This is a genomic window from Acinetobacter sp. RIT698 (assembly GCF_009668065.1).
Lineage (GTDB): Bacteria > Pseudomonadota > Gammaproteobacteria > Pseudomonadales > Moraxellaceae > Acinetobacter > Acinetobacter guillouiae.
Genome location: NZ_WJYH01000010.1, coordinates 1 through 26,795, shown reverse-complemented (window position 1 = coordinate 26,795; position 26,795 = coordinate 1). Strand labels below are relative to the sequence as shown.

The 26,795-nt window shown below is 36.9% G+C and carries 25 protein-coding genes; 15 read left to right on the top strand and 10 right to left on the bottom strand.

Going from position 1 to position 26,795, the window contains the following annotated elements; translation table 11 throughout:
• Nucleotides 1-476: 476 nt before the first annotated feature.
• From cydP to GJV03_RS06320, 5 genes are read left to right on the top strand one after another with little or no spacing between them, the layout of a single operon-like run.
• A complete protein-coding gene (gene cydP, locus GJV03_RS06340) occupies nucleotides 477-668 on the top strand; it encodes a cytochrome oxidase putative small subunit CydP (RefSeq protein WP_004719678.1) in 192 nt (63 codons plus the stop codon).
• Nucleotides 668-2,254, top strand: coding sequence for a cytochrome ubiquinol oxidase subunit I (locus GJV03_RS06335; RefSeq protein ID WP_004719676.1), 1,587 nt, complete (start codon nucleotides 668-670; stop codon nucleotides 2,252-2,254). Before cydP ends, GJV03_RS06335 begins: the two co-directional genes overlap by 1 nt.
• Entirely contained in the window at nucleotides 2,251-3,396 is a 1,146-nt protein-coding gene (cydB, locus tag GJV03_RS06330; RefSeq protein WP_004719675.1) for a cytochrome d ubiquinol oxidase subunit II, read from the top strand. Before GJV03_RS06335 ends, cydB begins: the two co-directional genes overlap by 4 nt.
• 30 nt (nucleotides 3,397-3,426) lie before the next feature.
• Nucleotides 3,427-3,528, top strand: a complete 102-nt coding sequence (cydX, locus tag GJV03_RS06325) for a cytochrome bd-I oxidase subunit CydX (RefSeq protein WP_002120988.1) — start codon at nucleotides 3,427-3,429, stop codon at nucleotides 3,526-3,528.
• Nucleotides 3,529-3,531: 3 nt separating this feature from the next.
• Entirely contained in the window at nucleotides 3,532-3,828 is a 297-nt protein-coding gene (locus GJV03_RS06320) for a cyd operon YbgE family protein (RefSeq protein WP_056511744.1), read from the top strand.
• A gap of 47 nt (nucleotides 3,829-3,875) precedes the next feature.
• Here the strand turns inward: GJV03_RS06320 and GJV03_RS06315 are convergent, their stop codons facing one another.
• Nucleotides 3,876-4,430: a GNAT family N-acetyltransferase gene (locus GJV03_RS06315; RefSeq protein WP_354666837.1), complete on the bottom strand. Its 555-nt coding sequence runs from the start codon at nucleotides 4,428-4,430 to the stop codon at nucleotides 3,876-3,878.
• 445 nt (nucleotides 4,431-4,875) lie between these two features.
• Nucleotides 4,876-5,541: a DUF2057 domain-containing protein gene (locus GJV03_RS06310; RefSeq protein WP_034613883.1), complete on the bottom strand. Its 666-nt coding sequence runs from the start codon at nucleotides 5,539-5,541 to the stop codon at nucleotides 4,876-4,878.
• 603 nt (nucleotides 5,542-6,144) lie between these two features.
• Here GJV03_RS06310 and GJV03_RS06305 point away from each other — a divergent pair.
• Both GJV03_RS06305 and GJV03_RS06300 read left to right on the top strand, forming a co-directional pair.
• Entirely contained in the window at nucleotides 6,145-7,338 is a 1,194-nt protein-coding gene (locus tag GJV03_RS06305; RefSeq protein ID WP_154129691.1) for a hypothetical protein, read from the top strand.
• Between the two features lie 128 nt (nucleotides 7,339-7,466).
• Nucleotides 7,467-7,730 carry a hypothetical protein gene (locus GJV03_RS06300; protein WP_004719666.1) on the top strand — a complete coding sequence of 88 codons (264 nt, stop codon included), beginning with the start codon at nucleotides 7,467-7,469 and terminating at the stop codon, nucleotides 7,728-7,730.
• Nucleotides 7,731-7,867: 137 nt separating this feature from the next.
• On the opposite strand, the gene GJV03_RS06295 is transcribed toward GJV03_RS06300, so the two are convergent.
• Complete coding sequence (locus tag GJV03_RS06295) at nucleotides 7,868-8,128, bottom strand: DUF6678 family protein (RefSeq protein ID WP_154129690.1); 261 nt, start codon at nucleotides 8,126-8,128, stop codon at nucleotides 7,868-7,870.
• Nucleotides 8,129-8,286: 158 nt separating this feature from the next.
• On the opposite strand from GJV03_RS06295, the gene GJV03_RS06290 reads away from it, so the two are divergent.
• From GJV03_RS06290 to GJV03_RS06280, 3 genes are read left to right on the top strand one after another with little or no spacing between them, the layout of a single operon-like run.
• Entirely contained in the window at nucleotides 8,287-9,441 is a 1,155-nt protein-coding gene (locus GJV03_RS06290) for a hypothetical protein (RefSeq protein WP_004719663.1), read from the top strand.
• A gap of 9 nt (nucleotides 9,442-9,450) precedes the next feature.
• The gene (thiM, locus tag GJV03_RS06285) at nucleotides 9,451-10,317 is read left to right on the top strand and encodes a hydroxyethylthiazole kinase (RefSeq protein ID WP_154129689.1); all 867 of its coding nucleotides are present in this window, start codon (nucleotides 9,451-9,453) and stop codon (nucleotides 10,315-10,317) included.
• A 60-nt stretch (nucleotides 10,318-10,377) separates the two neighbouring features.
• Nucleotides 10,378-10,998 (top strand): DUF4240 domain-containing protein, encoded by a 621-nt coding sequence (locus GJV03_RS06280; protein WP_154129688.1) that lies wholly within the window; start codon nucleotides 10,378-10,380, stop codon nucleotides 10,996-10,998.
• A gap of 38 nt (nucleotides 10,999-11,036) precedes the next feature.
• Here the strand turns inward: GJV03_RS06280 and GJV03_RS06275 are convergent, their stop codons facing one another.
• The 6 genes from GJV03_RS06275 to aceI form a co-directional block, all read right to left on the bottom strand.
• Nucleotides 11,037-11,420 (bottom strand): hypothetical protein, encoded by a 384-nt coding sequence (locus tag GJV03_RS06275; RefSeq protein ID WP_004719658.1) that lies wholly within the window; start codon nucleotides 11,418-11,420, stop codon nucleotides 11,037-11,039.
• 544 nt (nucleotides 11,421-11,964) lie between these two features.
• A complete protein-coding gene (locus GJV03_RS06270) occupies nucleotides 11,965-13,419 on the bottom strand; it encodes a SulP family inorganic anion transporter (RefSeq protein WP_154129687.1) in 1,455 nt (484 codons plus the stop codon).
• Nucleotides 13,420-13,816: 397 nt separating this feature from the next.
• Entirely contained in the window at nucleotides 13,817-14,230 is a 414-nt protein-coding gene (locus GJV03_RS06265) for a hypothetical protein (protein ID WP_105712450.1), read from the bottom strand.
• 23 nt (nucleotides 14,231-14,253) lie between these two features.
• Nucleotides 14,254-15,969 (bottom strand): AAA family ATPase, encoded by a 1,716-nt coding sequence (locus GJV03_RS06260; RefSeq protein ID WP_004822190.1) that lies wholly within the window; start codon nucleotides 15,967-15,969, stop codon nucleotides 14,254-14,256.
• 131 nt (nucleotides 15,970-16,100) lie between these two features.
• Nucleotides 16,101-18,170 carry a hypothetical protein gene (locus tag GJV03_RS06255; protein ID WP_154129686.1) on the bottom strand — a complete coding sequence of 690 codons (2,070 nt, stop codon included), beginning with the start codon at nucleotides 18,168-18,170 and terminating at the stop codon, nucleotides 16,101-16,103.
• Nucleotides 18,171-18,880: 710 nt separating this feature from the next.
• On the bottom strand, nucleotides 18,881-19,306 hold the full coding sequence (gene aceI, locus GJV03_RS06250; protein WP_004822192.1) for a chlorhexidine efflux PACE transporter AceI: 426 nt from the start codon (nucleotides 19,304-19,306) through the stop codon (nucleotides 18,881-18,883).
• A gap of 147 nt (nucleotides 19,307-19,453) precedes the next feature.
• Between aceI and GJV03_RS06245 the strand changes: the two genes are divergently transcribed.
• The 4 genes from GJV03_RS06245 to GJV03_RS06230 all read left to right on the top strand — a co-directional run bounded on the left by GJV03_RS06245 (nucleotide 19,454) and on the right by GJV03_RS06230 (nucleotide 23,681).
• A complete protein-coding gene (locus tag GJV03_RS06245) occupies nucleotides 19,454-20,344 on the top strand; it encodes a LysR family transcriptional regulator (RefSeq protein WP_034618362.1) in 891 nt (296 codons plus the stop codon).
• Between the two features lie 88 nt (nucleotides 20,345-20,432).
• Entirely contained in the window at nucleotides 20,433-21,416 is a 984-nt protein-coding gene (tal, locus tag GJV03_RS06240; protein ID WP_151957789.1) for a transaldolase, read from the top strand.
• A gap of 149 nt (nucleotides 21,417-21,565) precedes the next feature.
• A complete protein-coding gene (gene leuE, locus GJV03_RS06235) occupies nucleotides 21,566-22,219 on the top strand; it encodes a leucine efflux protein LeuE (protein ID WP_105712446.1) in 654 nt (217 codons plus the stop codon).
• A gap of 289 nt (nucleotides 22,220-22,508) precedes the next feature.
• Nucleotides 22,509-23,681 (top strand): benzoate/H(+) symporter BenE family transporter, encoded by a 1,173-nt coding sequence (locus GJV03_RS06230; protein ID WP_056511779.1) that lies wholly within the window; start codon nucleotides 22,509-22,511, stop codon nucleotides 23,679-23,681.
• Between the two features lie 349 nt (nucleotides 23,682-24,030).
• Here GJV03_RS06230 and map read toward each other — a convergent pair whose 3' ends face one another.
• Nucleotides 24,031-24,825, bottom strand: coding sequence for a type I methionyl aminopeptidase (gene map / locus GJV03_RS06225; protein WP_056511782.1), 795 nt, complete (start codon nucleotides 24,823-24,825; stop codon nucleotides 24,031-24,033).
• Between the two features lie 335 nt (nucleotides 24,826-25,160).
• On the opposite strand from map, the gene brnQ reads away from it, so the two are divergent.
• On the top strand, nucleotides 25,161-26,453 hold the full coding sequence (brnQ, locus tag GJV03_RS06220) for a branched-chain amino acid transport system II carrier protein (protein ID WP_004719637.1): 1,293 nt from the start codon (nucleotides 25,161-25,163) through the stop codon (nucleotides 26,451-26,453).
• Nucleotides 26,454-26,795 lie beyond the last annotated feature (342 nt).

The following is a 26,795-nucleotide window of genomic DNA, read 5'->3' as shown; positions in this document are numbered from 1 at the left end:
AGCTTCTTTCATCAATCCTTTTTAAAACCATAAATCAACATAAACACCTCTCATCCTAACCTTCTCTCAAAAAGAAAAAGTAACTTCCAATACCAATGCGATTCAGTCAACACGATCATTTTTTTTGTTTATGAAAGAGATCCATTGATTAACATATTTTAAATAACAATTAACTGAGCTTTAAAACCAACCGTTTTAATCGGAATAATTTTTCATCAAATTTAATTCAAACCAATTTAGTTGGTTTAATAAAATCTAAACAATACTATTTTACTAGGTTTTATTTTTATTAATTACAAGTGTTTTAATCAACTTTAAAATCAATAAAAATTAGTATATTTTTTAACAACACAATTTTTTAAGTCATTGTTTAATTTAAATTTAATAATATATTTTTATTTTAACTGTTTTATCTATTTATTTCTTGTTGCGTTTTGTTTAATAATATAAGCATATTTAAATAATAGGCTTAACGCATGAGCTTAAAACCTAACGATTTAAACCGTCGGCTTGTCAGAGAAATTGCAGTCATATTAATAATTAAGATTGCCCTTTTAATGACGATCAAACATATCTGGTTTGATGCGCCGACTATTCCTAAAGATTTTGATAACCAAGTTGCTGAGCGTATTGCTGGCAGTCCTTCCCAAATCAAGGAGACACGTTGATGATTTCTGAAAGCGTGGTCGATCTTTCGCGGTTCCAATTTGCAATGACCGCGATGTATCACTTTATATTTGTACCACTTACTCTAGGTCTGGCTTTTATTCTTGCCATTATGGAAACCACTTATGTGATTTCTGGTAAAGAAATTTATAAAGACATGACCAAATTCTGGGGCAAACTTTTTGGTATTAACTTTGCTTTAGGTGTAACCACTGGTCTGACCATGGAATTCCAGTTCGGTACAAACTGGGCGTACTACTCTCACTATGTGGGTGATATTTTTGGTGCGCCACTTGCCATTGAAGGATTGATGGCATTCTTTCTAGAATCAACTTTTATTGGTTTATTCTTCTTTGGCTGGGATCGCCTTTCAAAAGTTCAACATTTAAGTGTGACGTGGTTAGTTGCGCTGGGTTCGAATTTATCCGCATTATGGATTTTAGTTGCTAATGGTTGGATGCAAAATCCTGTCGGTTCAGAATTTAATTTTGAAACCATGCGTATGGAACTTGTCGACTTTGGTGCTTTGATTTTTAACCCAGTTGCTCAAGTGAAATTTGTTCACACGGTGTCTGCAGGTTATGTGACTGGTGCAATCTTTGTTCTCGCCATTTCAAGTTATTACTTATTGAAAAAACGTGATTTACCATTTGCGCGTCGCTCTTTCGCCATCGCTGCAATCTTTGGTTTAGCGTCTACACTTTCAGTCATCTTATTGGGTGATGAATCTGGTTATGAGCTTGGTGATGTTCAAAAAACCAAGTTGGCTGCAATTGAGTCTGAGTGGGAAACACATCCTGCACCTGCGCCATTTACTTTATTTGGTATTCCAAATCAGGAAGAACAACGTACTGACTATGCCATAAAAATCCCGTATGCGATGGGTATTATTGCCACACGTTCACTCGATAAAGAAGTCACTGGGCTTAAAGATTTGATGGTTCAACATGAGGCCCGTATCCGTAATGGTATGGTGGCATATAGCGAACTTGAAAAACTTCGTGCTGGTGACCGCTCACCTGAACTTATGGCATCGTTCAAAGAAAACCAAAAAGATTTAGGTTATGGCTTACTTCTTAAAAAATATACTGAAAATGTAACAGATGCTTCTGAAGCACATATTCAAGCAGCAACAAAAGATACCATTCCAAATGTAACCGCATTGTTCTTCTCTTTCCGTGCAATGGTCGCTTCTGGTTTCTTAATGCTACTCCTGTTTATTCTTGCAACATTTGCTGTGGCAAAACGCAATGCAGAAAATAAACCATGGTTACTTAAATTTGCATTGTTTGCACTACCTTTACCTTGGATTGCAGCACAAACAGGTTGGTATGTAGCAGAAGGTGGTCGTCAACCGTGGACCATTGGTGAAGTGTTGCCTACACATCTCTCTGCCTCAAGTTTAAGCACTGGCGATGTATGGGGATCAATCATTGCATTAGCCGCGTTCTATACTGTGTTATTGATTATTGAAATGTATTTAATGATCAAATTCTCACGCTTAGGACCAAGCTCTTTACATACAGGTAAATATCACTTCGAGAAACTTGAAGCTCAGCAAGCTCAAACTGGGGAGAATCAATCATGATCGAATATGAACTTCTCAAAATTATCTGGTGGGTTTTAGTCGGTGTTCTACTGATTGGCTTTGCCCTCACAGATGGTTTCGATATGGGCTCAATGGCACTGATGCCATTTGTAGGTAAAACTGATGATGAACGCCGTGCAGCAATCAATACCATTGCACCGCATTGGGAAGGTAACCAAGTTTGGTTCGTGACTGCGGGTGGCGCACTATTTGCTGCTTGGCCTATGGTTTATGCAACGGCTTTTTCCGGTATGTATTGGGCGCTGTTGCTGGTCTTATTTGCACTCTTCCTGAGACCTGTTGGCTTTGACTATCGCTCTAAACTGCAAAATACCCAATGGCGTAATTCCTGGGATTGGGGCCTATGTATCGGCGGTGCTGTACCTGCGCTAGTTTTCGGTGTTGCATTTGGTAATATGTTCTTAGGCGTCCCGTTTACTTTAGATGAGACTGTACGTTCAACTTATACAGGTAGCTTCTTTGCCCTGCTTAATCCATTTGCATTGGTTTGCGGTATAGTAAGCTTGTCGATGCTGTGTGCACATGGTGGCGCATGGTTAATGCTACGTACAGATGGTGTATTACGTCAACGTTCTGCTAAAGCAACGCAATTGATGGGTATACTCTTCTTAGTTACCTTCTTGGGCGTGGGTGCTTGGTTATATTTTGGTGGCATCGAAGGATATACTTTGGTACAGCCATTTAATACCAATGCTGTTGCCAATCCGCTTGCGAAAGAAGTATTAACAACAGGTAACCATGGTTGGATGAATAACTATTCAATCTACCCAATCACAATGCTTGCACCTATTTCTGCAATCCTTGGCGCAATCCTGATTATCTTTGGTGCTGGTAAAAACAAAGCTGGCGTGAGCTTTACAGGTTCTACCTTAGCGGTGACTGGTTCAATTTTAACTGCTGGTTTTGCACTGTTCCCATTCTTAATGCCATCAAGTATCAACCCAACTGTAAGTTTAACAATGTGGGATGCGGTTTCGAGTAAGAATACATTGACAGTAATGACTGTGGTTGCTTCTATATTTGTGCCAATTATTTTAATCTATACCACATGGTGTTATTACAAAATGTGGGGCGTTATCACCAACAAACATGTTCAAGATAACTCACACAGCCTGTACTAAGGCTGTGTCTAAGCAAATAGGAGAATATTTATGTGGTATTTCGCTTGGATTCTTGGGATCTTGATGGCGTGTTTTGCAGGTGTGTTAAGTGCACTCTATATTGAACATCATCAAGATTTGGATGAGGAATAAACCATGACAGAGATCGCAATGACAACAAAAGAAAGAAAGCCGAATAAGTTTGCAATGGCCATTTCGTTTTTGATGGCATTGCCTCTTGCTGCGGTATTGTTGATTCACCCTGGCGCCATGCTTGATGCCAATGGTCACTATAACCATAGTGCGCTCATGATGGTGATGATTGGTATTTCAGGTGGCTTTATACATGGGGTAGGATTTCTACCACAGTTTTGGTTATGGAAATGGTTATTTAGTCCCTATGTCGCATGGCCACTCATGCTATGGGGCTATTACACTTGGTTCTTTAGCTAAGTCCTATATTTGAAAAAATAAGACCCTGATTTATTCAGGGTTTTATTTTAATTGGATGAAGCTTTACTCGCGACACTCTTTCTCATTTCGATTAAATGCAAATCTACAATAGGTATGCCTACATTTGCATTTAAAGGATAATCCTCCACTCTTCCTGTTCGTATATAGCCACGGCGCTGATAATAAGCAATCAATTCATGACGTACACTTAAAACCCACATAACGAAATGCGTAAAATGACAATGGTTGGATAGAACCTTGCCATGCACATACTGTTCAGCAAAATCTAAAACATATTTGCCAATACCTTGATTTTGTAATTGAGCTGCAATACAAAATGTGCCGATTTCCACATCATGCTGGATAAAAGTCAGACCAATACATGCCACAATGTGCTCATCCAATTCAGCAACAAATAACTGAAAATTATCTTGAGCCAATGCTTGTTCTAATTGCTCGGTATTGATTCGATCACCCGTGACAATCTCTGATTCACTCGTCCAACTACGACCGTCTTGTTGTCGATAAGCAGAATTAATCAAATCAACTAAATTTGTAATATCAGATATTCGTGCTGTTCTAAAATTAAGCTGATATTTTATCAAGTTTTATTTCTATCATTTTAAGGCTGAGCAAAGTATTTTATAAAACAAAAATGATAGAGAGAAAAGCCTTATTCTCACTCAATTCCGTCTTACCCATAGAATAATTTATACTCATCAAGATGATGAAGATTATATCAATCAAGCCATTTATGCTTTTTGCATTATTTAATCATATCTGGTGTGTCTGTCGTGTGGCGATATGGATGTCGCCGTTGGGCGGGGGTATAGGATGTACCCCTCGCCAAACGAAAGATTTTTGTCACTTTTTATCTCTAAAAAGTGAGGCATTGCCTACACGAAGATATTTAAATTTTCAAGGAAAGATGTGGCAGTGCAAACTCCGCAGTACTATAAATTAACTTTTATAAAATTGTATTATTCAATGATTACTCAGTTAGATACAAAAAAGACCATCGAAATGGTCTTTTACATGTACTTCAAATTATTGCTCAGCTAACCAAGTCATAAACTTCTGACGTTCCGCCTTGCTTGCATTTTGCCAGATTTGAATCAATTGGCGATCTGCTGAATTGGCGTCACTCACGGTTTGAGTGGTCTTGCTAACTGTGGTTGCTGCTGGTGATTGGCTTGTCGTTGTTGCATATACAGCTGCGGGTTGATTTACTGGCGCTTTTTTACTTGAAGTTAAATCAATCACTTTGCCAAATAAACCAGAACCTAACCAAGGCTTCGCTTCAGTATTTACACCAGTCTGTTGCACCACGAGACGGTTTTTATTGTCATAAATCGCAATCGTTGGTTGTTCTGCATATTTTTTTGCATCTTCAAAACGCTGAGGCGGATTCACTAAAGCAATTTTATAAGTTTGACCATCTTTTAAATCTGGCGCAGTCACTGTAACCACACCCGACTTTAAAATATCATGTTCACCATTTAAATGTTCAAAATATTGTTGATAACGAACACTTACCGCAACTTGACCTGCATCGACTTTATATTCATTCTTTTTACGGATTAAACCTGAATTCACTTCTTGATCGTTCACCGCCAATACTACAATTTCTTCTGGCGCAGATAAGGTGACTGCTGCAAAAACTGATCCGCTTAGCATTAAAGCTAATGCAGCAACGCCGTATTTAAATGCCATATTGCTCTACTCTTATGTCAAATATATGTAAAATTTATTGCACTATGCAATGTCGTGATGACAGTTTTATGACAATGGCGATTTGTTCTGATTTTTATAATGAAACTATATTCATTTTACTTATCACATAATTTTATCATTTACTGGAAAAACCATTCATCTGCTTGTCCTAAAAGCACATTTTAAATTTATTTTTTCTTATTTATAACTAGGGTCTGTTGACATTTCATAAATGGCTTGCGTTGTAGGTTAAAATTGAGCAGACAAGGCAGGAAATGAAGAGAATAGCGAGACTATTTTCGAGTTTCATAACGTAGGCTGAGATAATTTTAGCCACAACCCTGAGCAAGAACAAAGCACTGCTTTGTTTGCAGCGCAAGGCGCAGCGGGGGACTAGTGTGTTTTTTGCCGCTACGTATTACCTTGCGAAACGATGTTTCTCATTATTTAGAATGACTAAATTTCGTATTTCGCGCCTAGTATCACCTAAAAAACACACGTAGTCGCAAACATAGACGAATTATCAGCAGACCCTATACCCTTTGAATAGCACACATTCAAAATAAGCATAATTCTAAAAAACAAATTAACAGGATGTTCCCCATGAATAAGAAAACCATATCCAGATTTAAAGCAATATTAACGAGATGTATCATCGGTATTACAGCTGTTTTGGTCGTACCTTATGCCACACAAACAATGGCAGCAACCAGCTATGCCACTCAAGCGAGCCCAGCACAGCTCTCAAAACTTGCCTACAATATGAATGCCAATATGGCACAACGTAACCTCAACACATCTGAAAAAAACCTGTACCAGCAACTTTACAACATTGCCAATAATCAAACCTTTCTATTCGACCCATCCATTACTACCACTATTCAACAGTACGAAAGTATCCGAAGCAAAATTCGCCAGCAATTTTCCACAGTTAGGCAGCTTGCTATAAATACTTATGGCAACCAGTCACAACAAAAAATATTACTTGCAACTAATGCTTTTATTTTAATGTATTACGATGCACTCAGTCGTAACAATCCAAAATTCTTCTGGCCAAATCTGGGTATTTTTGTAGCCAATGATGTCCGTTCTACGTATGCATTAACCTTCTCATTGTCCAATGCTTTAGATCCCTTAAATGTCACCAATGGTCAAAGTGTCATTATTGCAGGGATGAATGTACCGACATTACAGTCCACCATTGCCCAAGCCAATAATGAATTAATTAATGGGCAAGCCAATGTGATGGCAGATATTGGTGGACTCAGTATTATGCATCAACACTATGATGCTTTGGTGTTAGCACAACAACTGACTGGCTATGGATCAACCCTGACACAAGCGTTTCAATTACAAAAAATCGCAGATGAAGAAGCGCTTAGATCAGGTATTTATTCATCAAAATTTAAAAAGTTGGCTACAGATGCAGCTATCAGCTTTGGTATTCATGAACAGGAAAAAATTCTACAGCCGATGTGGGATAAGCCAATAATGCGTGATTTTGCTAAAATTAATAATTTTATGTTGTCACTCAGTTTAGAAAATTTAGGCTTACGTGGTGATATCTTTGTAGGCATCAATAAATTTAAATTAATTTTCACCCCCTATCTGATTATACGCGCACCATTCACAGCAACCAATCTGGCCAATGTACAACATCGTATCGCAATTGCACGTAACGGTTTTAATGTGCTAAATGAATGGAAACAAAATATATTCTTCGCACCATGGATTCCAATCTATCAATCGCATATTGGTAAGGGTAATGGATTGTACCAACCCGTTGGTGCGCGATAAATCATTAAACACCTCGATGCACAACATTACACTTTTTTCAAAGCGACTACATTTTGAGCACAGTTCTTGCTTGTTTAATGTTGTGTATATCGCACAATAAAAATACTCAACAAAAAATGAGGTGCAACATGATTTTTAAAGACCATATAGTCCGTGTTGAAAACATTAAAACGATGCAAATGCTGGATAAAGCGAAGTTAGATCATCAGGTTATTGCGATGTTTATGACTTGTGAAGGCATTCCTTTAAAAACCAGTGAAGTGACTGCGCTTTTAAAACAATATGAAATGCTAGGACAGCACAAAGTTCCAGCTAAAAAAGCCAAGGCATTGCTTCAGGCTAAAATGGAGCATTTTGAGGATTCTGAATTACCATGCCCTGCTGCTTATTGAGGCAGATAAGCGTTAGGATTATTGTTTAAATCACCTTTTATCGGTAAATAGAATCAATAGATACGTTCTATTTACCGCATTTAAACCATATAAACTGATAAACCATACAAGCTTCATTTCCCCAAAGCCCCACATTGTTACTTTTGTAAAGGGATTACGAATATTTGCTTTTCAAACTGATAATGTAAACCAGACTGCGCTATTTTATCCTGCAATAATTCCGAATGGTCAATATGTTTTGACGTAACGAAGCGCCCCATATAACGGTTCTCAATCGGATCAATTTGAATGTTTTTAAGTGCTTTGAGCAAGAAAATACCATAATGGCATTCTACGTACAGTCCAGATAAAAAGATTAAAAAATGATCCCATTCCGAAACATCTAAACTTGCACTCAAATGGATTCGCTCGTTGAGATTAGTCTTTGAATAATCATACAATGGGTTCAATCATCATTGAATTGTATATTTTATAAAACATTCATTTTAAGCAATCAGCTTTCATCTATATAGATGTGTATAATGAAAAGTCCTTAATAATTTATATATTTATCTCTATGCTTCAAATTCTGCAAAAACAGCTGGATGAAAGTACATTTTGCCCACTTTGTCAGGCAAGTATGTATTATGTTGAAGCTGAAGAATTTGAGAAAGAAGTGAGTTTTCACCAATGTAGCCATTGCAATCATCAAGTTTTTCAAAACAATCAACGCAACTGTCATTGTGAAACATGCCAAAGCAAACGGCGTAAACTGATTAAAGAAACTCGCTTGCAAGAAACCCGTAAGCTAAAGAAAAAAGATAATTTTGAATTAGGTTTAGACCAGCTCAGTTTTTTACATAAATTATTTTTACTGAGTATTTTAGACAATCAGGTGCATGAAAATACCAACCATCAAGAGTTTATTGATTGGGAAGTGATTAAATATCATCCCATTACCCCCAATTACTATTTTCAAAGTCAACTTCTCAATCAACTGATTAAAGACAATGTTTTTGTTGCCAAAGATTTTAGTGATGATGCACATCAATACTATATCAATGTTCGTTTGGATGGTTATTCCGAACCGAGTATGTTTAGTATCGCAACACAACTACGCCATTGGTTCTATGAAAATCTAAGCCAAGGTATCCCATTTAAAACATCCGAAGAAGTCAAAAATGCACTCTATGTTGTGCTGTATCAAGAAATTGTACAGTTTACCCAACATTATTGTCGCACGTGGGGTATCCAGATTTCGGGCAATAAAAACTTCCAAATCTTCTGTTATCACCTACTCGACACATTAGCCGTTGGGCAAATTTTCTATCTCATTCAAACTGCGCTTGAATATTTATATCAAAAAAAGGCGCTACAAGTTCGTAACGAAAACTTTATTAATACCAATATTCTCAAAAAAACAGTGCAACAATATCGAGAACGCGCAATTGCAGAAAAATGGGAAACCTCAACCCTGCCACGTCCACCGAATATTCCATTAAGTAGGATGAGTGAAATACTGTTTTATCGGTTTTTAGGCTACGATGAAGGTATCTTCTTTCAACCTGTGTGGAAATCTTGGAAAAAGATCGAACCACGCTTAAATTTCTATTCGCAAAAGCGCTGTATGTATTGTGGCTCAAACGAATTAACGGTTGAGTATGATGCACAAAATTATGTGACATTATTTTGTCGCAGTTGCAAACACCAAGACCACTACTTTACTCAGTAAGGAGCATTTATGAATCATCCTGAAAATATTACACATTCTCAAACGGATCAACTTCATACCCACACTGATGTCATTTTACAAAAAGTTGTGGATGCTTGGACTGAGTTGCAAACTCAACAGCCCTTAGTCCAGTGCATCACCAACAGTGTTGCAGCAAATTATGCCGCCAACGTCTTATTGGCTGCTGGGGCTTCCCCTGCAATGATTGATAACCCATTTGAGGCTGAAAGCTTTGCTTCTATTGCTGCGGCATTAAGTATCAATGTAGGGACGCCTACGTCTGAACAAATGCAGGCCATGCAAATTTCAGCACAAACTGTAGCAAGTAAAAATACACCGTGGGTTCTCGATCCGGTCGGTTATGGCGCATTTCTCAAATGGCGCAGTGAAATGGTCGATCAATTGATTTTGCTCAAACCAACTGTTATTCGTGGCAATGCTTCAGAGATCAGTGCACTTGCCGGAAATCAGGTTGAATCGAAAGGTGTAGACAGTACTGTGTCAAGCAATGAAGTGTATTTACAGGCTTTAGCACTTTTAACTCATACCGAATGTGTTGCAATTTCTGGTGAATCTGACTTTATTCTATCTAAAGAATTTAATAGTGTGATTCAGGTCAATGGCGGAAGCTTTTTACAGCCTAAAGTCACGGCAACAGGTTGCGCTTTAGGGGCATTAATTGCAGCTTATAGTGCAGTCACAACAGCCACGATCGCAGCAGTCTCTGCACATATCCATTTTGCGATTGCAGGAAAACTGGCTTTTGAAAAAGCCCAAGCTGTTGGGAGCTTTAATGTCGCATTTTTAGATGAAATATATCAAATGAGTGCAGATAAAATTTGGCAATATGCTGATATAGAAGTCTTAAGTCTTTAAACTAAACAGATAAATTTGCTTTTTAGTATTAAAACTAAGCTTAAACCTATGGAATCACTGATGTCATTACGAGAAGAAGAAAAATTATTTTGGGACGCAATAGCCCAGTCAAATCACAACAAAGATGCTCACTGGTCTGACTATGATATTGACCAGCATTTACAAGATCTTATGCAATATTTATCTCAGTTAGATAAACAACAACTGATTACTTTTGAAAAAACACTCCAGCTCAAACTCTCACAACTCTATAGCGCTGAAATCGCAGAACTCTCGACAATCTTAGAATCTGATTTTACTGAAAAAGATGGTATTTTCAATTTCGATGCCTATTTATCAGATGATGGTTTTATTTATTTTAGATGTTGGTTAATCCTCAAAGGCAAGGAATTCTTTGATGACATACAAGAAGATATTCAAAACTTTGTTAGCGGGAAATATAGTTTTGATATAGGCGACACTTGGGCTGAGGGTCTACTCTATGTTGCTGATGAAGCATATAGCGTTCATCATGAAAACGAAGAAGAGTCTGAGATTCGTGATGCGGTATATTTACAACATCCAGAACATCACTATGATTTTGCGGCGGGCGAGATTGAAAGAAAGTTACTCAATGGTGTTGAGTTACAAGCGCGATATCCAAAACTGGTTAAAGCAATATGCGAGCTTAGAAATGAATAAGTAAAAGATTGGGGCTTATCTTTTAAGCCCCAAGCTGATTATTTTTGCACGAAAACTTTTTTATAAATTTCTCGTGGCATTTCAGCAAACTCTACACAGAGCTGAATTTCTAAACCCTGTGCAGAATAATCTTCAAATGACTGTAAAAATTGCGATAAATTTTCAGTCATTAAGTCTTTTTGTGGTTCAGTACGACCACTTAGACCTTGTAAACGTACGAAAATAAATGCTTGATTACTCTGCTCGCCACTTTCATCCCCAAAGCCAATCAAATAATCCGAAACTGATTGAATACGGGATTTAATATCATGTGCTTGCCCCACTAAACCTGTATCAAACAGTGCATGATTTAAGCCCAACATCAATTTCTTTTTATCTAAATTTTGAATATTGTCAGAATAATCAATAAACATTTGTGGCATGGTATTAACCGTTTGAAAGCACTAGATATTGATAAGAATTATAGCATTAACATATAAAAAAACTGTAAAATTAACGCTAAATTAACATTTTAGCGCTTAGATTTATGAGAACGGTAAAAGAAAAAGCAAGTCGTAGAGGTGTTATTTTTTTTTAGCTTACTTTTAGCTCTACAAATTTACTTCCAAATACTAAATTTTCTAAATGATAAGGAATTCGAGATAAATCAAATACTAATCTATATTTCGTTGATTTTAATCTGTAAATATTACTTTAAGTTTGAATCTTTTTTAAAAGCTAGACATTGGGCTTAAGTTAGCATCTTAATTATTTCAAACATTTTATTTTTTTACACTACATTGATTATATTTTTCAGCTGTATCAATATTCCACAAGCTAAAACCATTCTCTCTTGCTGATTTTAGTTTTAGCATTTGTGGCATATATCCCATAAATGAATCTTAGCTAATTCATATTACGAAGCACTTGCATAATTAAGATTATACCGATTTTAGAGACTCTACATAAATATAGAGTCTCCTTAATTTAAATTCTGGCATGTGTGCCATACTTATCGATCATAATTGAACTCGCTTCATTTAAACCACGTACTGTGACGTTGATTCCATTCTTACGAAATTTGCTTACAACAGAGTCCAACATCGCAACAGATGTGACATCCCAAATATGGGAGTGAGTCAAATCAATAATGACATCTGAAATTTTCTCATTGAAGTCAAAACTTTGCATAAATTTTTCAGAAGAGCTAAAGAAAATCTGACCGCTTAAATCATATAAACGTGCTGAACCTTCAAAAGTAGACTTCACCTGAATATCATCTTCTAATTTAATGGCAAGAAATAGCGCTGAAAGCAAAACGCCACTGAGTACACCTAATGCGAGGTTATGAGTAGCCACGACCACTATGACGGTCACGATCATCACAACATTACTACTTTTAGGATTTGCTTTAAAGCTAGTTAGAGAACGCCATTCAAAGGTACTAATAGAGACCATAATCATTACAGCAACCAATGCAGCCATTGGAATCACTTTGAGCCAGTCACTAATAAACACAACAAGAATAAGAAGAAAAATACCCGCTGAGAATGTTGATAAGCGAGTAGAACCGCCTGATTTTACATTAATCATAGATTGACCGATCATGGCGCAACCCGCCATTCCTCCCATAAAACCAGATGCAATATTCGCGATTCCTTGCCCTTTGCATTCCTGATATTTATCACTTGGTGTATCAGTCATTTCATCCACGATCGTCGCTGTCATCATAGATTCAAGTAAGCCAACTGCAGCTAATGCGAATGAATACGGCAAGATAATCTTCAATGTTTCAACATTCAAAGGGATGTCTGGAAGTAAAAATATTGGAAGCGTATCAGGCAAAGCCCCCATATCCCCAACTGTTCGCACATCAAATCCAAGACTCATTGCCAATATCGTAATTGCAATAATACACACAAGCGGTGAAGGTAGTATTTTTCCTAATTTTGGAATGAGCGGAAATAAATAAATGATTACCAAACCTAATGCAACCAAAGCATAAACATGCCACGTCACATTCACAAATTCAGGCAACTGAGCCATAAAAATTAAGATAGCTAAAGCATTCACAAAGCCAATCACTACAGATTTAGAAACAAACCGCATTAACTTCGCTAACTTCAAATAGCCTGCAAATATTTGAATCACACCCGTTAAAATTGTTGCAGCAAGTAAATATTCAAGGCCATGCTCTTTTACTAAAGTGACCATAAGCAATGCCATAGCGCCTGTTGCTGCTGAAATCATTGCTGGACGCCCCCCAACAAACGAAATCACGACGGCAATACAAAATGATGCATATAAACCCACTTTTGGATCTACACCAGCAATAATTGAAAAAGCGATAGCTTCAGGGATGAGTGCAAGCCCCACAACAAGTCCAGCAAGCACATCCCCACGGATGTTAGAGAACCATTGTTCTCGGATATTAGATAACATAAATAGCGCCTATTTTTTTGATTTTTTGATAGGCTAGTGATGTGATATACGACACACAAACGACTACACCACATCACTAGACAGTGATGAGTTATTTACAAATTAGAAGAGGTAAATAAACTTAAGGTGGCGTAAGTGTCATAAAAAAGCACTGGTTTTGAAGGAAGTTAAAGTGCGAGTATAGCATCCAAATTTACTACACAGCTATACGATGCTGAAATTCACTTTAATTTTAGAATAAGAATAACCATGAGATGAAACATTTCTGGACTAGGGCGCTTTATGGTTCTTTATCTCATTCAAAGCACGACATCTATTGTATTCTATTGATAGACCTTAACAAAATCATCAATAAACATCTGTGTTAATGCATTCTTTTTAACTTAAAATGATTGAATCATAAGATCTGAGATGCAACAGTAGCATTGATCACCAATTCTAGATTTTCAAAATCGTCAAATTGCTCAAACTCAAAATCGATCTTAATTTTCGCAATCACTTTTAGATAACCGTCACGACTTTCAATAAATGCCAATTGGTATAAATCGACAGGATTATGGATACTTTTAATGGTAAAACACCCATTAAATGCATCACATTCATTTTCATCAAAAACCAATGTCAACCCAAGCAAATCTTTTAAAAATGGAGATGGTAGCTCCAACCCTTCAAAAGAAATATTTGAATCTATCAATTCATGCGCATAATAAAATGGGCACAACTGAAAGCAGAGATTATAACTATTAGAATATTTGCATTTAGACAAAATAGCTAAACGTGGACTTAATAACTTTTTCTCAAATTTAGCCATTAATTCATCACTAAAAACATCTATCACTCAACAAATAACAATGCCAAACGTACCTGATCATAGCCCATTTTGGGACTGGTTAAATCAACGATTGGACGCAATTTAATCGCACCATCATCATTAAAATGACTTGGATCTTGGCGTTTCTTTAATTTTTTATAAATCACACGAATTTTTTCTACAACTTCTTCACCGGGATTTGCAATCGAGATATCTAAACCTTGTTCTCGATGTAAACGAGCCAAATGATTGATAATCGTCGCAGGAGTTAATCCACGTTCAACCGCAATATCCTGAATCTCATAGCCACTTTCAAACAATTCACGTGTTTCATCAAGTGTTGCCGAAGCATAATTGGTTTTACCACTATTACGCGCCAGCTTCTTTTCATTACGTTCAATTTCAGTGGTATTTAACGTCCCGCCACAATGACGAATAAAGGCATTGTGCTGTGTGGTTAAGTCTGAATCTGCATAATGCACTTCGGCTTCATTGGATAACTCTTGAAAACGGCGATCTGCTTTAATTGCAAGACTATCCAGTTCCAACGCCTGATCATTAAAACCTAACAATCTTAAACCCTGAATCGATTTAAGCCGGGATAAAGCCACATAACCCTGACCTTTTTCAAAGGTATGGCTTAAGTTGATTTCCGCGGCTTCCAAGGTCATCCCTTGTGATTTATGAATAGTAATCGCCCAAGCTAACCGTAATGGCACTTGTTGTAGACTGGCGATGGTTTTACCACCTTCATTGTCAACAGACCAGGTTTCTGGCGCAACCAATAAGGTTGTACCATCGGTCATTTTGACTTTAGGCAACATTCCTAGTTCATCGTCCTCTTCAAAACCAATGACTTCACCTAAACTACCATTGATATAACCCATATCGAAGTTATTTTTAACGAACATGACTTTGGCATGTTTTTTAAGCGTCAACTCATCAGGGGCACGTACAGATGATTTCAATGTTTCGATCAGCTTTTCATTACCATCTGTCACCGCTACAAATTGATGATCATCCCCTTCAATCGCATTGAGATGCTGAAAGTTGATGCTATCCACGTCCATATTGTGGGTATATAAACGCGTGTAGGTATCGCCAATGTCTTGATTACGGGTATCTTGTAGCGCTTGAATATGCTGTGGCTGAATATTCTGGGCACGAATTGCATTGAGTACGTCATTCAATGCCGAATCATCTTGACGATGCTGTTCCGTCAGGTAGCAAACACGGAATTTTGCTTCAACCCAAGCGGTTGACATAAAACAAAATTTATCTCGATTTAGTTCGCTATTTTTTCCTACAGGCGGCAGCTGAAAAAAGTCTCCGGCTGCAATCACTTGAATACCACCGAAAGCATCATCAGATTCTTTAAAATATTTTAAAACTTGATTGACCAAATTAAGCTGTTTGGCATGTAACATTGAAATTTCATCAATGATCAAGACCTGGGCATTTTCTAAATGCTCTTTTAAGTATTTACGCTCTTTCATACGCTTTAAATCATCATCAGTCAGCGTATCTTTAATCCCAATGCCTGCCCAAGTATGAATCGTCATGCCATTCATATGTGTTGCTGCAATCCCCGTTGATGCTGTAATTGCAACAGGGACTTTGCGTGCTTTTAAATAATTGATGTACTGATTAAGCGTATAGGTTTTTCCTGCACCAGCAGATCCAGTCAAAAAGACATTTTCACCCGCTTTCATAAGTTTGAGTGCAGTTTCTTGTTTCATAACAGCCTTGAATTACCTAAACAGGATGGGACGGCTATAGCCTAACGATTTTTGCATAAAAAGTTAAGCCAAATGCATCATGAAAAGTGAATTAAAGCCAAGTCGCTCACTCAAAAATGATCTGCGTCAAACTATAAATTCCCCAATTCTTCATTGGGTTGAATACTGCTTTTCCATTTTAAATGCTGATTTACATCATCAATAAAAGCTTGAGCTTTCAATATATAAAACTCATCAGGAATATGATTATTGGGTAAACGCAATTGATCAAAGACCAAACGTCCTAATTTATAATAACAACCCAAAGTCATTTCCTGAGTCGCATCATCAACTTTCGATACATGAAATGCTACATATTCACGATCTACAATCCGCGCACAATAGGACAATGCCAAACAGTGTTTAAACACCAACGACTCTTGAATAATTCGTTTTAGGCTATTCAGTTCTTCATAGCACCACTCTTCAAAATAAATCTTTTGCATTGGTGCAACGCGATCCCAATGCTCTACATCTATTTTTTCTTTAAGTGTTGATAAGGTATCAACAAAATAATGATGTTGATGCCAACGCTGTGCTTGTTGATATAGACCAGACCAAGTGACATTCCGCTCTATATCGTGATGATCATTAAATAAATGCATCACATAGTCCAAAACAAAGCTGTCATAAATACTATGGTTAGATGCACGACCAATCTGCATGTGTTTCAGTTTTTTACGGAAATCATCGACTGTTATATTGTGCTTTTGCAACTGAATAAAAAATTCAGCATGTTGTTGTCGTTGCGGATCAATAAACTTAATCAGTTGCGTGGGCAAGCCCTGAGCAATGTGTTGTACAAACAGCATAAATGCTTGAATGATACGATTTATCTTAAGGTATATTTTTTTATACATCTGTGGTTGATCCGCCAACATCAACGCAGCGAAATCCAACCATTCTTCGATATATAAATAAGAATTAGAAATTATTTTCTTATTCGATTTATTTTCAATCTCTGTTTTTAAAAAACTATAACGATTGTTCTTTTGGTGATTTTGCCATTCATTTGTAATTGCAAAGAAATGACATTCAATTAAAAATAGCCGCGCTGCAATATTTTTAAAATACTTTAAAACACTTATAGTGACTTCAGGATAAATCTTTGAAGTATCAATCAGACTTAATGCTGTGATCGTGATCCTGACATTGGGATCCTTTATATGTCGACTAATCCAATCATTGACCTGTTCATCTTGTTTAAATAGCCAATTTGCAGTGCGTTTAAGGCTACAAATTGGAAATTGTGGAACTTGATCCTGTTCCCAATATTCAACATCTTTTTGTAAAAAGTGCTGCTTGCTCAATAAATCCTGATATTGCCAAAAGCCCCGTTTCATATATTTTGCATAAGCAAGCATTTGAGGTTGTTCTTGAGCATGTACAGCCAGTAATTGATAACTTGCAAAATACTGGCTGAGTTCGTGTAAGCGTAATGTTTCTGGGTGGAAAATCTTTAAAATACGCAAATAATGCGCTGGAATAAACTGATCTAAAGAAAAAATGGCCTGTTGAAATTTAGGTACCAATGACTGAATCGGTAAAAACTCTTGACCCAATACAGAATTAATCAGCACTAAATGCTTAATATTAATTTCAACACTTAAAGGGATTGCTTTACCATATTTAGCAAAATCAGAAACATAGGCATAATCAAAATATTCATAGTGCAGCAAAATTTGATCAATACGTTCTGCATCTACTTCACTAATATTATATAAATACTGCTCTACCCGATTTTCACCATCCACCCACTCAAAAACCTGTTCAATCAGTGTTTGGCGAATGATTTGGGCTTTGGTCTTTAAATCAGTCGGATGTATCTCATGATATTTTGTTGTATAAAAATAAATATTTTCAGAGAAATATTGAACAAAACGATTGATATTGATTTTATTTTCTAAAGAACGCGGTAACTTTTCAAAATTTAAATCAAAAATTAAACCCTTTTCTTCATCAAAATAGATATTGAGTAACTGATTTGCCAGACTGAATTTATGCTGTTGTGGATCAAACTGGAAAAAGTTGTGCGCAGTAATCTCGGACAAATAGTCAAATTGATCAAGATAAATCTTATTTAAATTTGCTGAAACCTGAAGTAATTCTTGAGCAGCAAGCTGGTGTCTATGTGGCAGCTGCTCCTGAACTGTCTGCACCATATTTGCCTCAATCCATCTCTTACATATATTGAATTTATTAGGGTCTGTTGACACTTCTTCTATGTTTGCGACAACGCAAGCCATTTATGAAATGTTAACAGTCACTATTGTAGGCGAACAATTTTACAAAACAAATTGAATTCAATTATCTTTTGCAAAAGTTTGTTTAAACTGAGCTGTGATCGTGTAACGGGTTTTTATTTTATTGATTATGTTTTACCTAGTTTTTATTCCTTATAGTCAAACCACCTAATTATTTATACAAGTGACTTCTATCAAGCAACTGATCATAAATGAAGCTTATGTTTTTATATGAACTTTGAGTAACAATTGGTTATCAATTCATTTTTGTACTTTTGAATCATAGATGGTGATCCTATCGTGGGGCGACAGGGATGTCGCCGTTGGGCGGGGGTAAAGGACGTACCCCTCGCCAAACATGAGCAAAAACAAAGCATAGCTTTGTTTGCAGCGCAAGGTTTGGAATCTCTTACGAAAAGTGAGGCATTGCCTACGCAAAGCTATTTAAACTTTGAATGTAAGGTGTGGCATTGCAGTTTTTTTATAATCAAACAATTTTTCCAGAAAATTAATTTAATTAAATTTTTATAAAAAAGATCCCCTTACTTTTCAATAAAACTAAGGGGATCTCTATCGCAACACATTTGAAATTTTCACTAAAATTTAAAATAAATGCATTGCAGACTTAATTAAGAATGTACAGGCTTTGCCCCCATACGCTCTTCAATCAAGTCATAACACCATTGGAAAATAAAGGTATACACCAAAATACAGGTGGTCATTCCAAAATCCAATAAAATTGCTTGCCACAAAGACATATCCATTGCGTAAGCAACCATTGGAATCGTGGCTAACATCAAACCACCCTCAAAACCAATGGCATGTAAAATACGTACACCAATGGTACGTTTAAGCTTTCTCTTACGTTCAAATTGCTCAAAGAAATGGTTAAAAACCATATTCCAAACCACTGAAGTCACGGCCATTGCAACACCTAATACGCCGGTAACTTCCATTGGCACTTCAAAAATAAAACTTAATGCAATCGCTATGATCACCAACAGGATGACTTCATAGCTTAATGCATGAATAACCCTTCTTTTGGAAATCATCATTTAAAACTACTCTTTCTTGATTCGATGGATGCATTATATTTTTATAATATTGATCAATCGAGTCAGGTTCTTTCAATTTTATTGAAAGGTTGAGTGAATTGGAGTAAATTTAATGACTGAAAAACTAAACATAATGGTGCCAAGCGCATGAATATCAACCAAGAACAACTCACCATCTTTAAAACGGTGATGGAAACAGGTTCATTTTCAGCAGCAGCACGACAGCTTGGCAAAGTTCCCTCCGCTGTCAGTATGTCTATCGCCAACTTGGAAATAGACTTAAATCTAAAACTCTTTAATCGTGTAGGCCGTGAACCAATACCCACACCTCAAGCTCAACGCTTATATGAAAAAACTGAACAACTGCTGGTAGAAATGAATCAGTGGAAACAACAAGCGATTGCGCTTAGCGAAGGCTTGGAATCCTCATTAAATATCGTGGTGGTTTCAGAATTATTGCATACAGACTGGGCTGAATACATTGCACTGCTGGGAGAGCACTTTCCAACTTTAGAAATTAATATCTTCTCAGCACCACAAGAAGATGCGCTGAAAATGCTGATGAATCAGACGGCACAACTGGCATTGATGTTTGAACGTGAAATACTTGAAAGCCGTGAGCAATTTGTCGAATTTAAAAAAGAAGCCTTGGTTCCTGTTTCAGCTATTCATCACCCATTATCAGCACATAAACAAGTTACTTTTGAACAAATCCTACAATCCAGACAAATTGTCGTGGCAAGTCGTGATCGAACCATTAAACCCGAATTACTCTATTCTAAAAACTATTGGCGGACAGACAATCACCACTCAGCATGTGCTTTAATTTTAAAAGAACTGGGTTGGGGGGTACTTCCCTTAGAAATGTTTAATGAAAATCCAGAGCTCAAACATAAGTTAAAAATCTTAGATTTGCTCGATTTCACACCAAAATTTGAATATTTTGTCGACTTAGTCTGGAGTCGTGAGAGCAACTTAGGCTCAGCTGCTCGTTTTTTGATTAATCACATTCGAAATCAAAGAATTCATACAAAATAATAGGCCTTTCAGTACATTTTCCTGTTTTGCTCAAATCGCATTGTGTTATAAATAAATCACAAATATTTTAACTAAGAAATAATCGGTAATGACACAATCTGCATTAGATCAATTAAAACGCTTAACCACTATCGTTGCTGATACAGGTGATTTAAACGCAATTCAACAATTTCGCCCTTTGGATGCAACGACTAACCCTTCACTCATTACAGCAGCAGCACAACAGCCTGAAAGTCGTGAGCTGATTGAAGATGCCTATGCCCAAGCAAAAAAAGAAGGTTATGAATTAGATGCACTCGTCGAACGCACCATCGATATTCTCACCGTCAAATTGGGTGTCGAAATTTTAAATATTGTAGAAGGTCGTGTTTCAACAGAAGTAGATGCAGCCCTTTCCTATAATACCGAAGAAACCATTGCCAAGGCTAAAGAGCTACTTGCATTGTATAAAGAATATGGGATCGACCAAGACCGTATTTTGATCAAGATTGCCTCTACATGGGAAGGTATTCAGGCAGCGAAAGTACTTGAAGCAGAAGGCATTCATTGTAACTTAACCCTGCTTTTTGGTTTACACCAAGCCAAAGCCTGTGCAGATGCCAATGTTACTTTGATTTCTCCATTTGTCGGTCGTATTTTAGATTGGTTTAAAAAAGCTGAAAATGTAGAAAGCTATCCAATTGAGAAAGATCCAGGCGTATTGTCTGTTAAACAAATTTATCATTACTACAAGCAACATCAAATCAAAACTGAAGTGATGGGCGCAAGCTTCCGTAGCATTGACCAAGTTTTAGGTTTAGCAGGTTGCGACCTTTTAACCGTTGCACCGGGTCTGCTTGAAAAATTGAACAATGATCAACGTCATGTTGTTTCTCAACTCAGCTTAGACACTGATCAGACTGCTCAAGAACATCAAGAGATCTCTAAAGCAGAATTTAAACAACAATTGGAAGATGATTTAATGGCATTCCAATTATTGCAAAGTGGGATTGACGGTTTTATCAAAGCACGTGAACAACTTGCATTATTATTGCGTCAATCTTTTGGCCTAGATGCTGATTTTATTGACTAATCTATGTATTTAGAATGATTTATATAAATCTAAATTGTAGATGCGCTTTTGGTTAAAATTGCACTAAAATCGCTCACACTCTAAAGCCGAGTTTGTTATCATAAATGCTCGGCTTTTTTATTTCGCTTTTCTTATACAGTGAGAATGTTGTGTTTGGTATTACCGATATTGTGACATATATACTAGGGACTATTTTTATCGTCATTTTACCCGGCCCCAACTCATTGTATGTGATGTCAATTGCCTCTCGATTTGGAATTAAAACGGGCTATATCGGTGCTTTAGGCGTCTTTACAGGAGATTTAATCCTGATTCTCTGCACTGTTTTAGGTGCTGCCTCTCTACTACATGCCTTTCCTTGGTTATTTATCATTCTCAAAGTTGTTGGTGCAAGCTATCTGTCTTATCTCGGTATTCGTTTACTGATCGCAAGTATCAAAACTTGGCAGAGCAAACCACAAACGTTGCAAACAAATACATCGAATACTGCAACTAACGAACAATTTCATCCATTTCGAACAGCACTCACCATTAGCCTACTCAACCCAAAAGCAATTTTATTTTATCTTTCGTTCTTTGTTCAGTTTGTCAATCCTGATTACCCTTACCCTGCTTTAAGTTTTGCGGCACTTTCAGTGATTCTGCAAATCATCAGTATGAGTTATTTGACGATCTTAATCTTCTCAGGCGTTAAACTCGCCACTTTTTTTAATACACGCTACAAAATTGCTGCAGGTTGTGTTGCTTGTGTAGGCTTACTGTTCTGTGCTTTTGGAATAAAGCTTGCTGTTTCAACGATGTAAGCTGCTTTAGCTAAATAAATCTCCCGATTAAAGCATTCTTTTTGGATCGTTCTTTTGGATAAACTGCGCTTTCTATTCAAGGCAATATCTAATCTTTATAAGTAAGTATAAATTACTTTCGACTAAACTGTTTTAATTTTAAAAAAGCCAAATTCTCCAAAAATGAGAATTTATTCAATTTTATTTTTCCTTTTGCTATTTAATTCCAATTAACCCTATAAGCTTTAAAATGATCCATGTATGATGGTTGCATTTTCAACCATTCAATCAAATTTAAAAGCAAGGGATCATGCAAAAGTTACTCCAAGACTTCTCTATACCTGCTGTATTTGCAGGTTTCATTACCTTCTTAATTGGTATCAGTGTTTCGGCTGTACTCGTCATACAAGCGGCTCAATTACTTGGCGCAAACCCTGAACAAATTACCTCTTGGTTTTGGGCACTCGGTTTAGGTATAGGTCTTTCAGGATTAATTCTTTCTTGGAAATTCAAATATCCTGTTGCTACCTCATGGTCAACCGCTGCACTTGCACTCATCATTGCCACTGCCAGCGGCTACTCACTCTATGAAGCCATTGGTGCTTTCTTAGTGAGTGGTTTACTGACCGCCACACTAGGCTTTTTAGGCATATTTGAAAAAATTATTTCGTATATTCCTCAGAGTTTGACCAGTGCCATGCTGGCAGGTGTATTACTCAAGTTTGGTATTGCTCTATTTGCCAGTATGCAAAACGACTGGGCATTTATTCTCAGCCTTTTGGCGGTTTATATCGTCACTAAACGGCTATGGGCTCGTTATTGTATTGTGATTACCGTGATCGCAGGAATTATCATTTGTCCATTTTTTATGGAGTTTCATGTTCCAACCTTACAGTGGGGATTGGCAAAACCAGTATGGATGACACCTGAGTTCACATGGTCTGCAATTCTCGGATTGGCACTGCCTTTATTTGTAATCAATATGGCATCTCAGTATTTACCAGGGATTGCGATGATTAAAAGTTATGGCTATAAACCCCATGTTAACCAACTTATTGGTTGGACAGGTACAGCGCAGACTTTGCTTGCACCATTTGGCTGTTATACCGTGAATATTGCTGCAATCAGTGCTGCAGTCAGTCTGGATGACCAAGTTCACCCAGACCCTGCGAAGCGCTATATTGCTGGCATGAGCTGTGGTTTCTTTTATATTTTGATGGGGCTATTTGCGGCAACATTGACAAGTCTATTGATGTCTTTTCCACATCTTTTTATTGTGGCATTAGCGGGGATCGCCTTGTTTGGTACGATTAGCCATAATATTGCGATTGCATTTCATGAAGTCAAAGATCGTGAAGCCGCACTGCTCACCTTCTTATTCAGTGCATCAGGTGTTCAGTTTTTTGGGATTGGTTCCGCTTTTTGGGGACTCCTATTTGGATTCGCTGTTTCGTTTATTTTAAACTTTAAACTTAAAAAATAGCATTCTGATCAATAAGATGAATGGAGGCTCATTCATCTTATTTTAAATTTTCAATCGTCGAATCAAAGCAAATCGAGAAGCGATAGACAAAAAAAAGCTTACCCTAGGATGGGTAAGCTAGAAAGCTTGAAACAACAATAGAAACTACAGCGAGAATCTGGAAGCTATCTTAGCGATTGGTTAATATTTAAGCCAATACTTAAAAACACTTATTGGATATTTCTCAACCGAAAACATCCCCTAAAAGAACCACATTTCCAGCAAATAAAGTGAGAAAAATCTCATTTTCAAAGATAAAAAAACAATAAATCGCCGATCATAATTCATTCATTAGACCAAAGTCTAAAGATTAAATCTCAGGGTAGTTGCCAGTGCCTTCAGGCCAAGGTGTAAGCAATTCAAATCCTGTATCTGTGACAGCAACCATATGTTCCCATTGTGCTGACAATGACTTATCCGCAGTAACCACAGTCCAGCCATCTTTCAGCTCTTTGACACTGGATTTCCCCGCATTAATCATTGGTTCAATGGTAAAAACCATACCCTTTTTAAGCACTAAGCCCTGTCCGGGTTGACCATAATGTAATACGTTGGGTTGCTCATGATAAATCTTACCAATCCCATGACCACAATATTCACGAACGATCGTATAACCTTCACGTTGCCCAACTTGTTGGATCGCATGGCCAATATCCCCGAGTGTTGCACCAGGTTTGACCATATGAATCCCAGCCACCATTGCCTCATAAGTCGTTTCAACCAGTCTTTTCGCTTCAGGTTTAACTGTACCCACATAGTACATACGGCTGGTATCACCAAAATAACCATCTTTGATAATCGCAACATCGATATTGATGATATCGCCATCATTTAAAACCTTATGTTTTGATGGGATACCGTGACAGACCACTTCATTTGGAGAAATACAGGTGGTTTTGGTATAACCATAATATCCAATATTTGCAGGGATCACTTTCAGCGTATTGACAATAAAATCATTGCAAATATCGTCTAAATACTCAGTCGTCACCCCTGGCTCCACATATTCACCAATCATTGCTAAAACTTGAGCAGCTAAACGCCCCGACACTCTTAATTTTTCAAGGTCTTGTTCGGTTTTAATGGTGACTGTAGAAGCTTTCATTGGATCTGTCCGCAAAAGTGAAAAAATATTATATGCCTTTTCAATACATTTAGGGCAATTTACCGCCTATCTTATTCAATAAAAATGCAAAATCAAGCACATAAATTTTAGAATAAGTATAATCTTTCCATATGATGATTTTATCTATTCTATATTTTTTGAAAATTTTGATTTTTTCAATTTTTGAAAATTAACTGTGAATCATCCACATAAATATAATCAATATGACTAATTGGTTAAAATTTATAAAAAACGGGAATATTATCCATAAAATAAAATACAAAAAATAAGCTATTTCTACTAAAATCGCTGTTTTGCTTTTTCAACCACAGTTTATGACTAATCTCCGTACAAAGGATATTATTGCTTTAGGTTTTATGACCTTTGCCTTATTTATTGGGGCAGGCAATATTATTTTTCCACCCATTGTTGCTCAACAAGCCGGTGAACATGTATGGCTCGCAGCGCTAGGTTTTCTAGTCACAGCTGTAGGCTTACCTGTTATTACCATTATGGCACTTTCTAAAACTGAAGGTTCTATTGCGATTTTAAGCTCGCCTTTAGGTAAAGTTGCAAGTTTAATATTGACTGTAGTGTGTTATCTCTCGGTTGGGCCATTATTTGCTACACCTCGTACTGCAACTGTTTCTTATGAAATTGGTTTTTCCTCATACTTTGGAAATGGTGGTACAGCATTATTCATTTATAGCGTTATCTATTTTGCATTTGTGACTTTAGTTTCTCTTTATCCAAATAAATTATTGGATACAGTGGGTCATATTCTTGCGCCGCTAAAAATTATTGCACTGGCAATTTTAGGTATTGCAGCATTTCTGATCCCGACTGGTTCAATTTCTCCTGCGATCAACAATTACGCTACCAGCCCTGTTTCTGAAGGTTTTGTAAATGGTTATTTAACCATGGACACTTTAGGCGCTTTGGTTTTCGGTATTGTGATTATCCACGCTATCCACTCTCGTGGTGTCACAGATAAAAAGCTCGTAACCAAATATGCCATTATTGCAAGTTTGATTTCTGGTGTAGGTTTAACGCTGGTTTATCTCAGCTTATTTAAACTTGGTTTAGGCAGTCATGATGCTGCTCCAAATGCTGAAAATGGCGCAGTGATCCTGCATGCTTATGTTCAACATGCTTTTGGTGACTTAGGCTCTTTATTCCTGACAGCTTTGATTTTTATTGCATGTATGGTTACTGCGATTGGTTTAACCTGCGCATGTGCTGAATACTTCTCTGAACTGACAAAAATTCCATATAAAGTTTTAGTGGTTATTTTGGTGTTGTTTTCATTGGTGATTTCAAATCTAGGTTTAACCAAACTGATTGCTTTTTCAGTTCCCGTACTCAGTGCAATTTACCCACCCGCAATTGTGGTCATTCTATTGAGCTTCTTTTGGGGTAAATTCAATAACCCAACCACGGTTATCGCACCTGTTACTGGCGTTGCATTTTTATTTGGTCTTATTGAAGGAATTAAAGTCACAAGCTTTAAAGACAGCTTACCTTTGATGATTCAAAACTTACCGTTAAATGAACAGAATCTTGCATGGGTGATCCCATCATTGATCGTGTTAATCATCTGTGTCGTAATTGATAAAGTTAAAAAATAAAGCTTTTTAATTATCATCCTTAAAATTTGATTTTACCCAAATCTTATTTTAACAGTGATCAATAATTGTCATGTTTACCCCACAGGCCGTTATTGTTTGCGACACAATTTTTAAAGCGTTCTTTGATCCATCTTAGTGCTTCAAACATGTGATCAATGCACCTGAATAGATCGAATCAAGCTTTGCGCTATGTATAAAAAACATTTGGCTAAAAATACTAAAACTTAATTTTAATTCAACAAAGATAAATTCAGTCGCGTTGTTGCTTTTTTTGAATGAGTGAACCGTTCTCCATGCCAAAATTGAATTATTTTGAAAAAATAGTCATTTTTTTCGATTTTT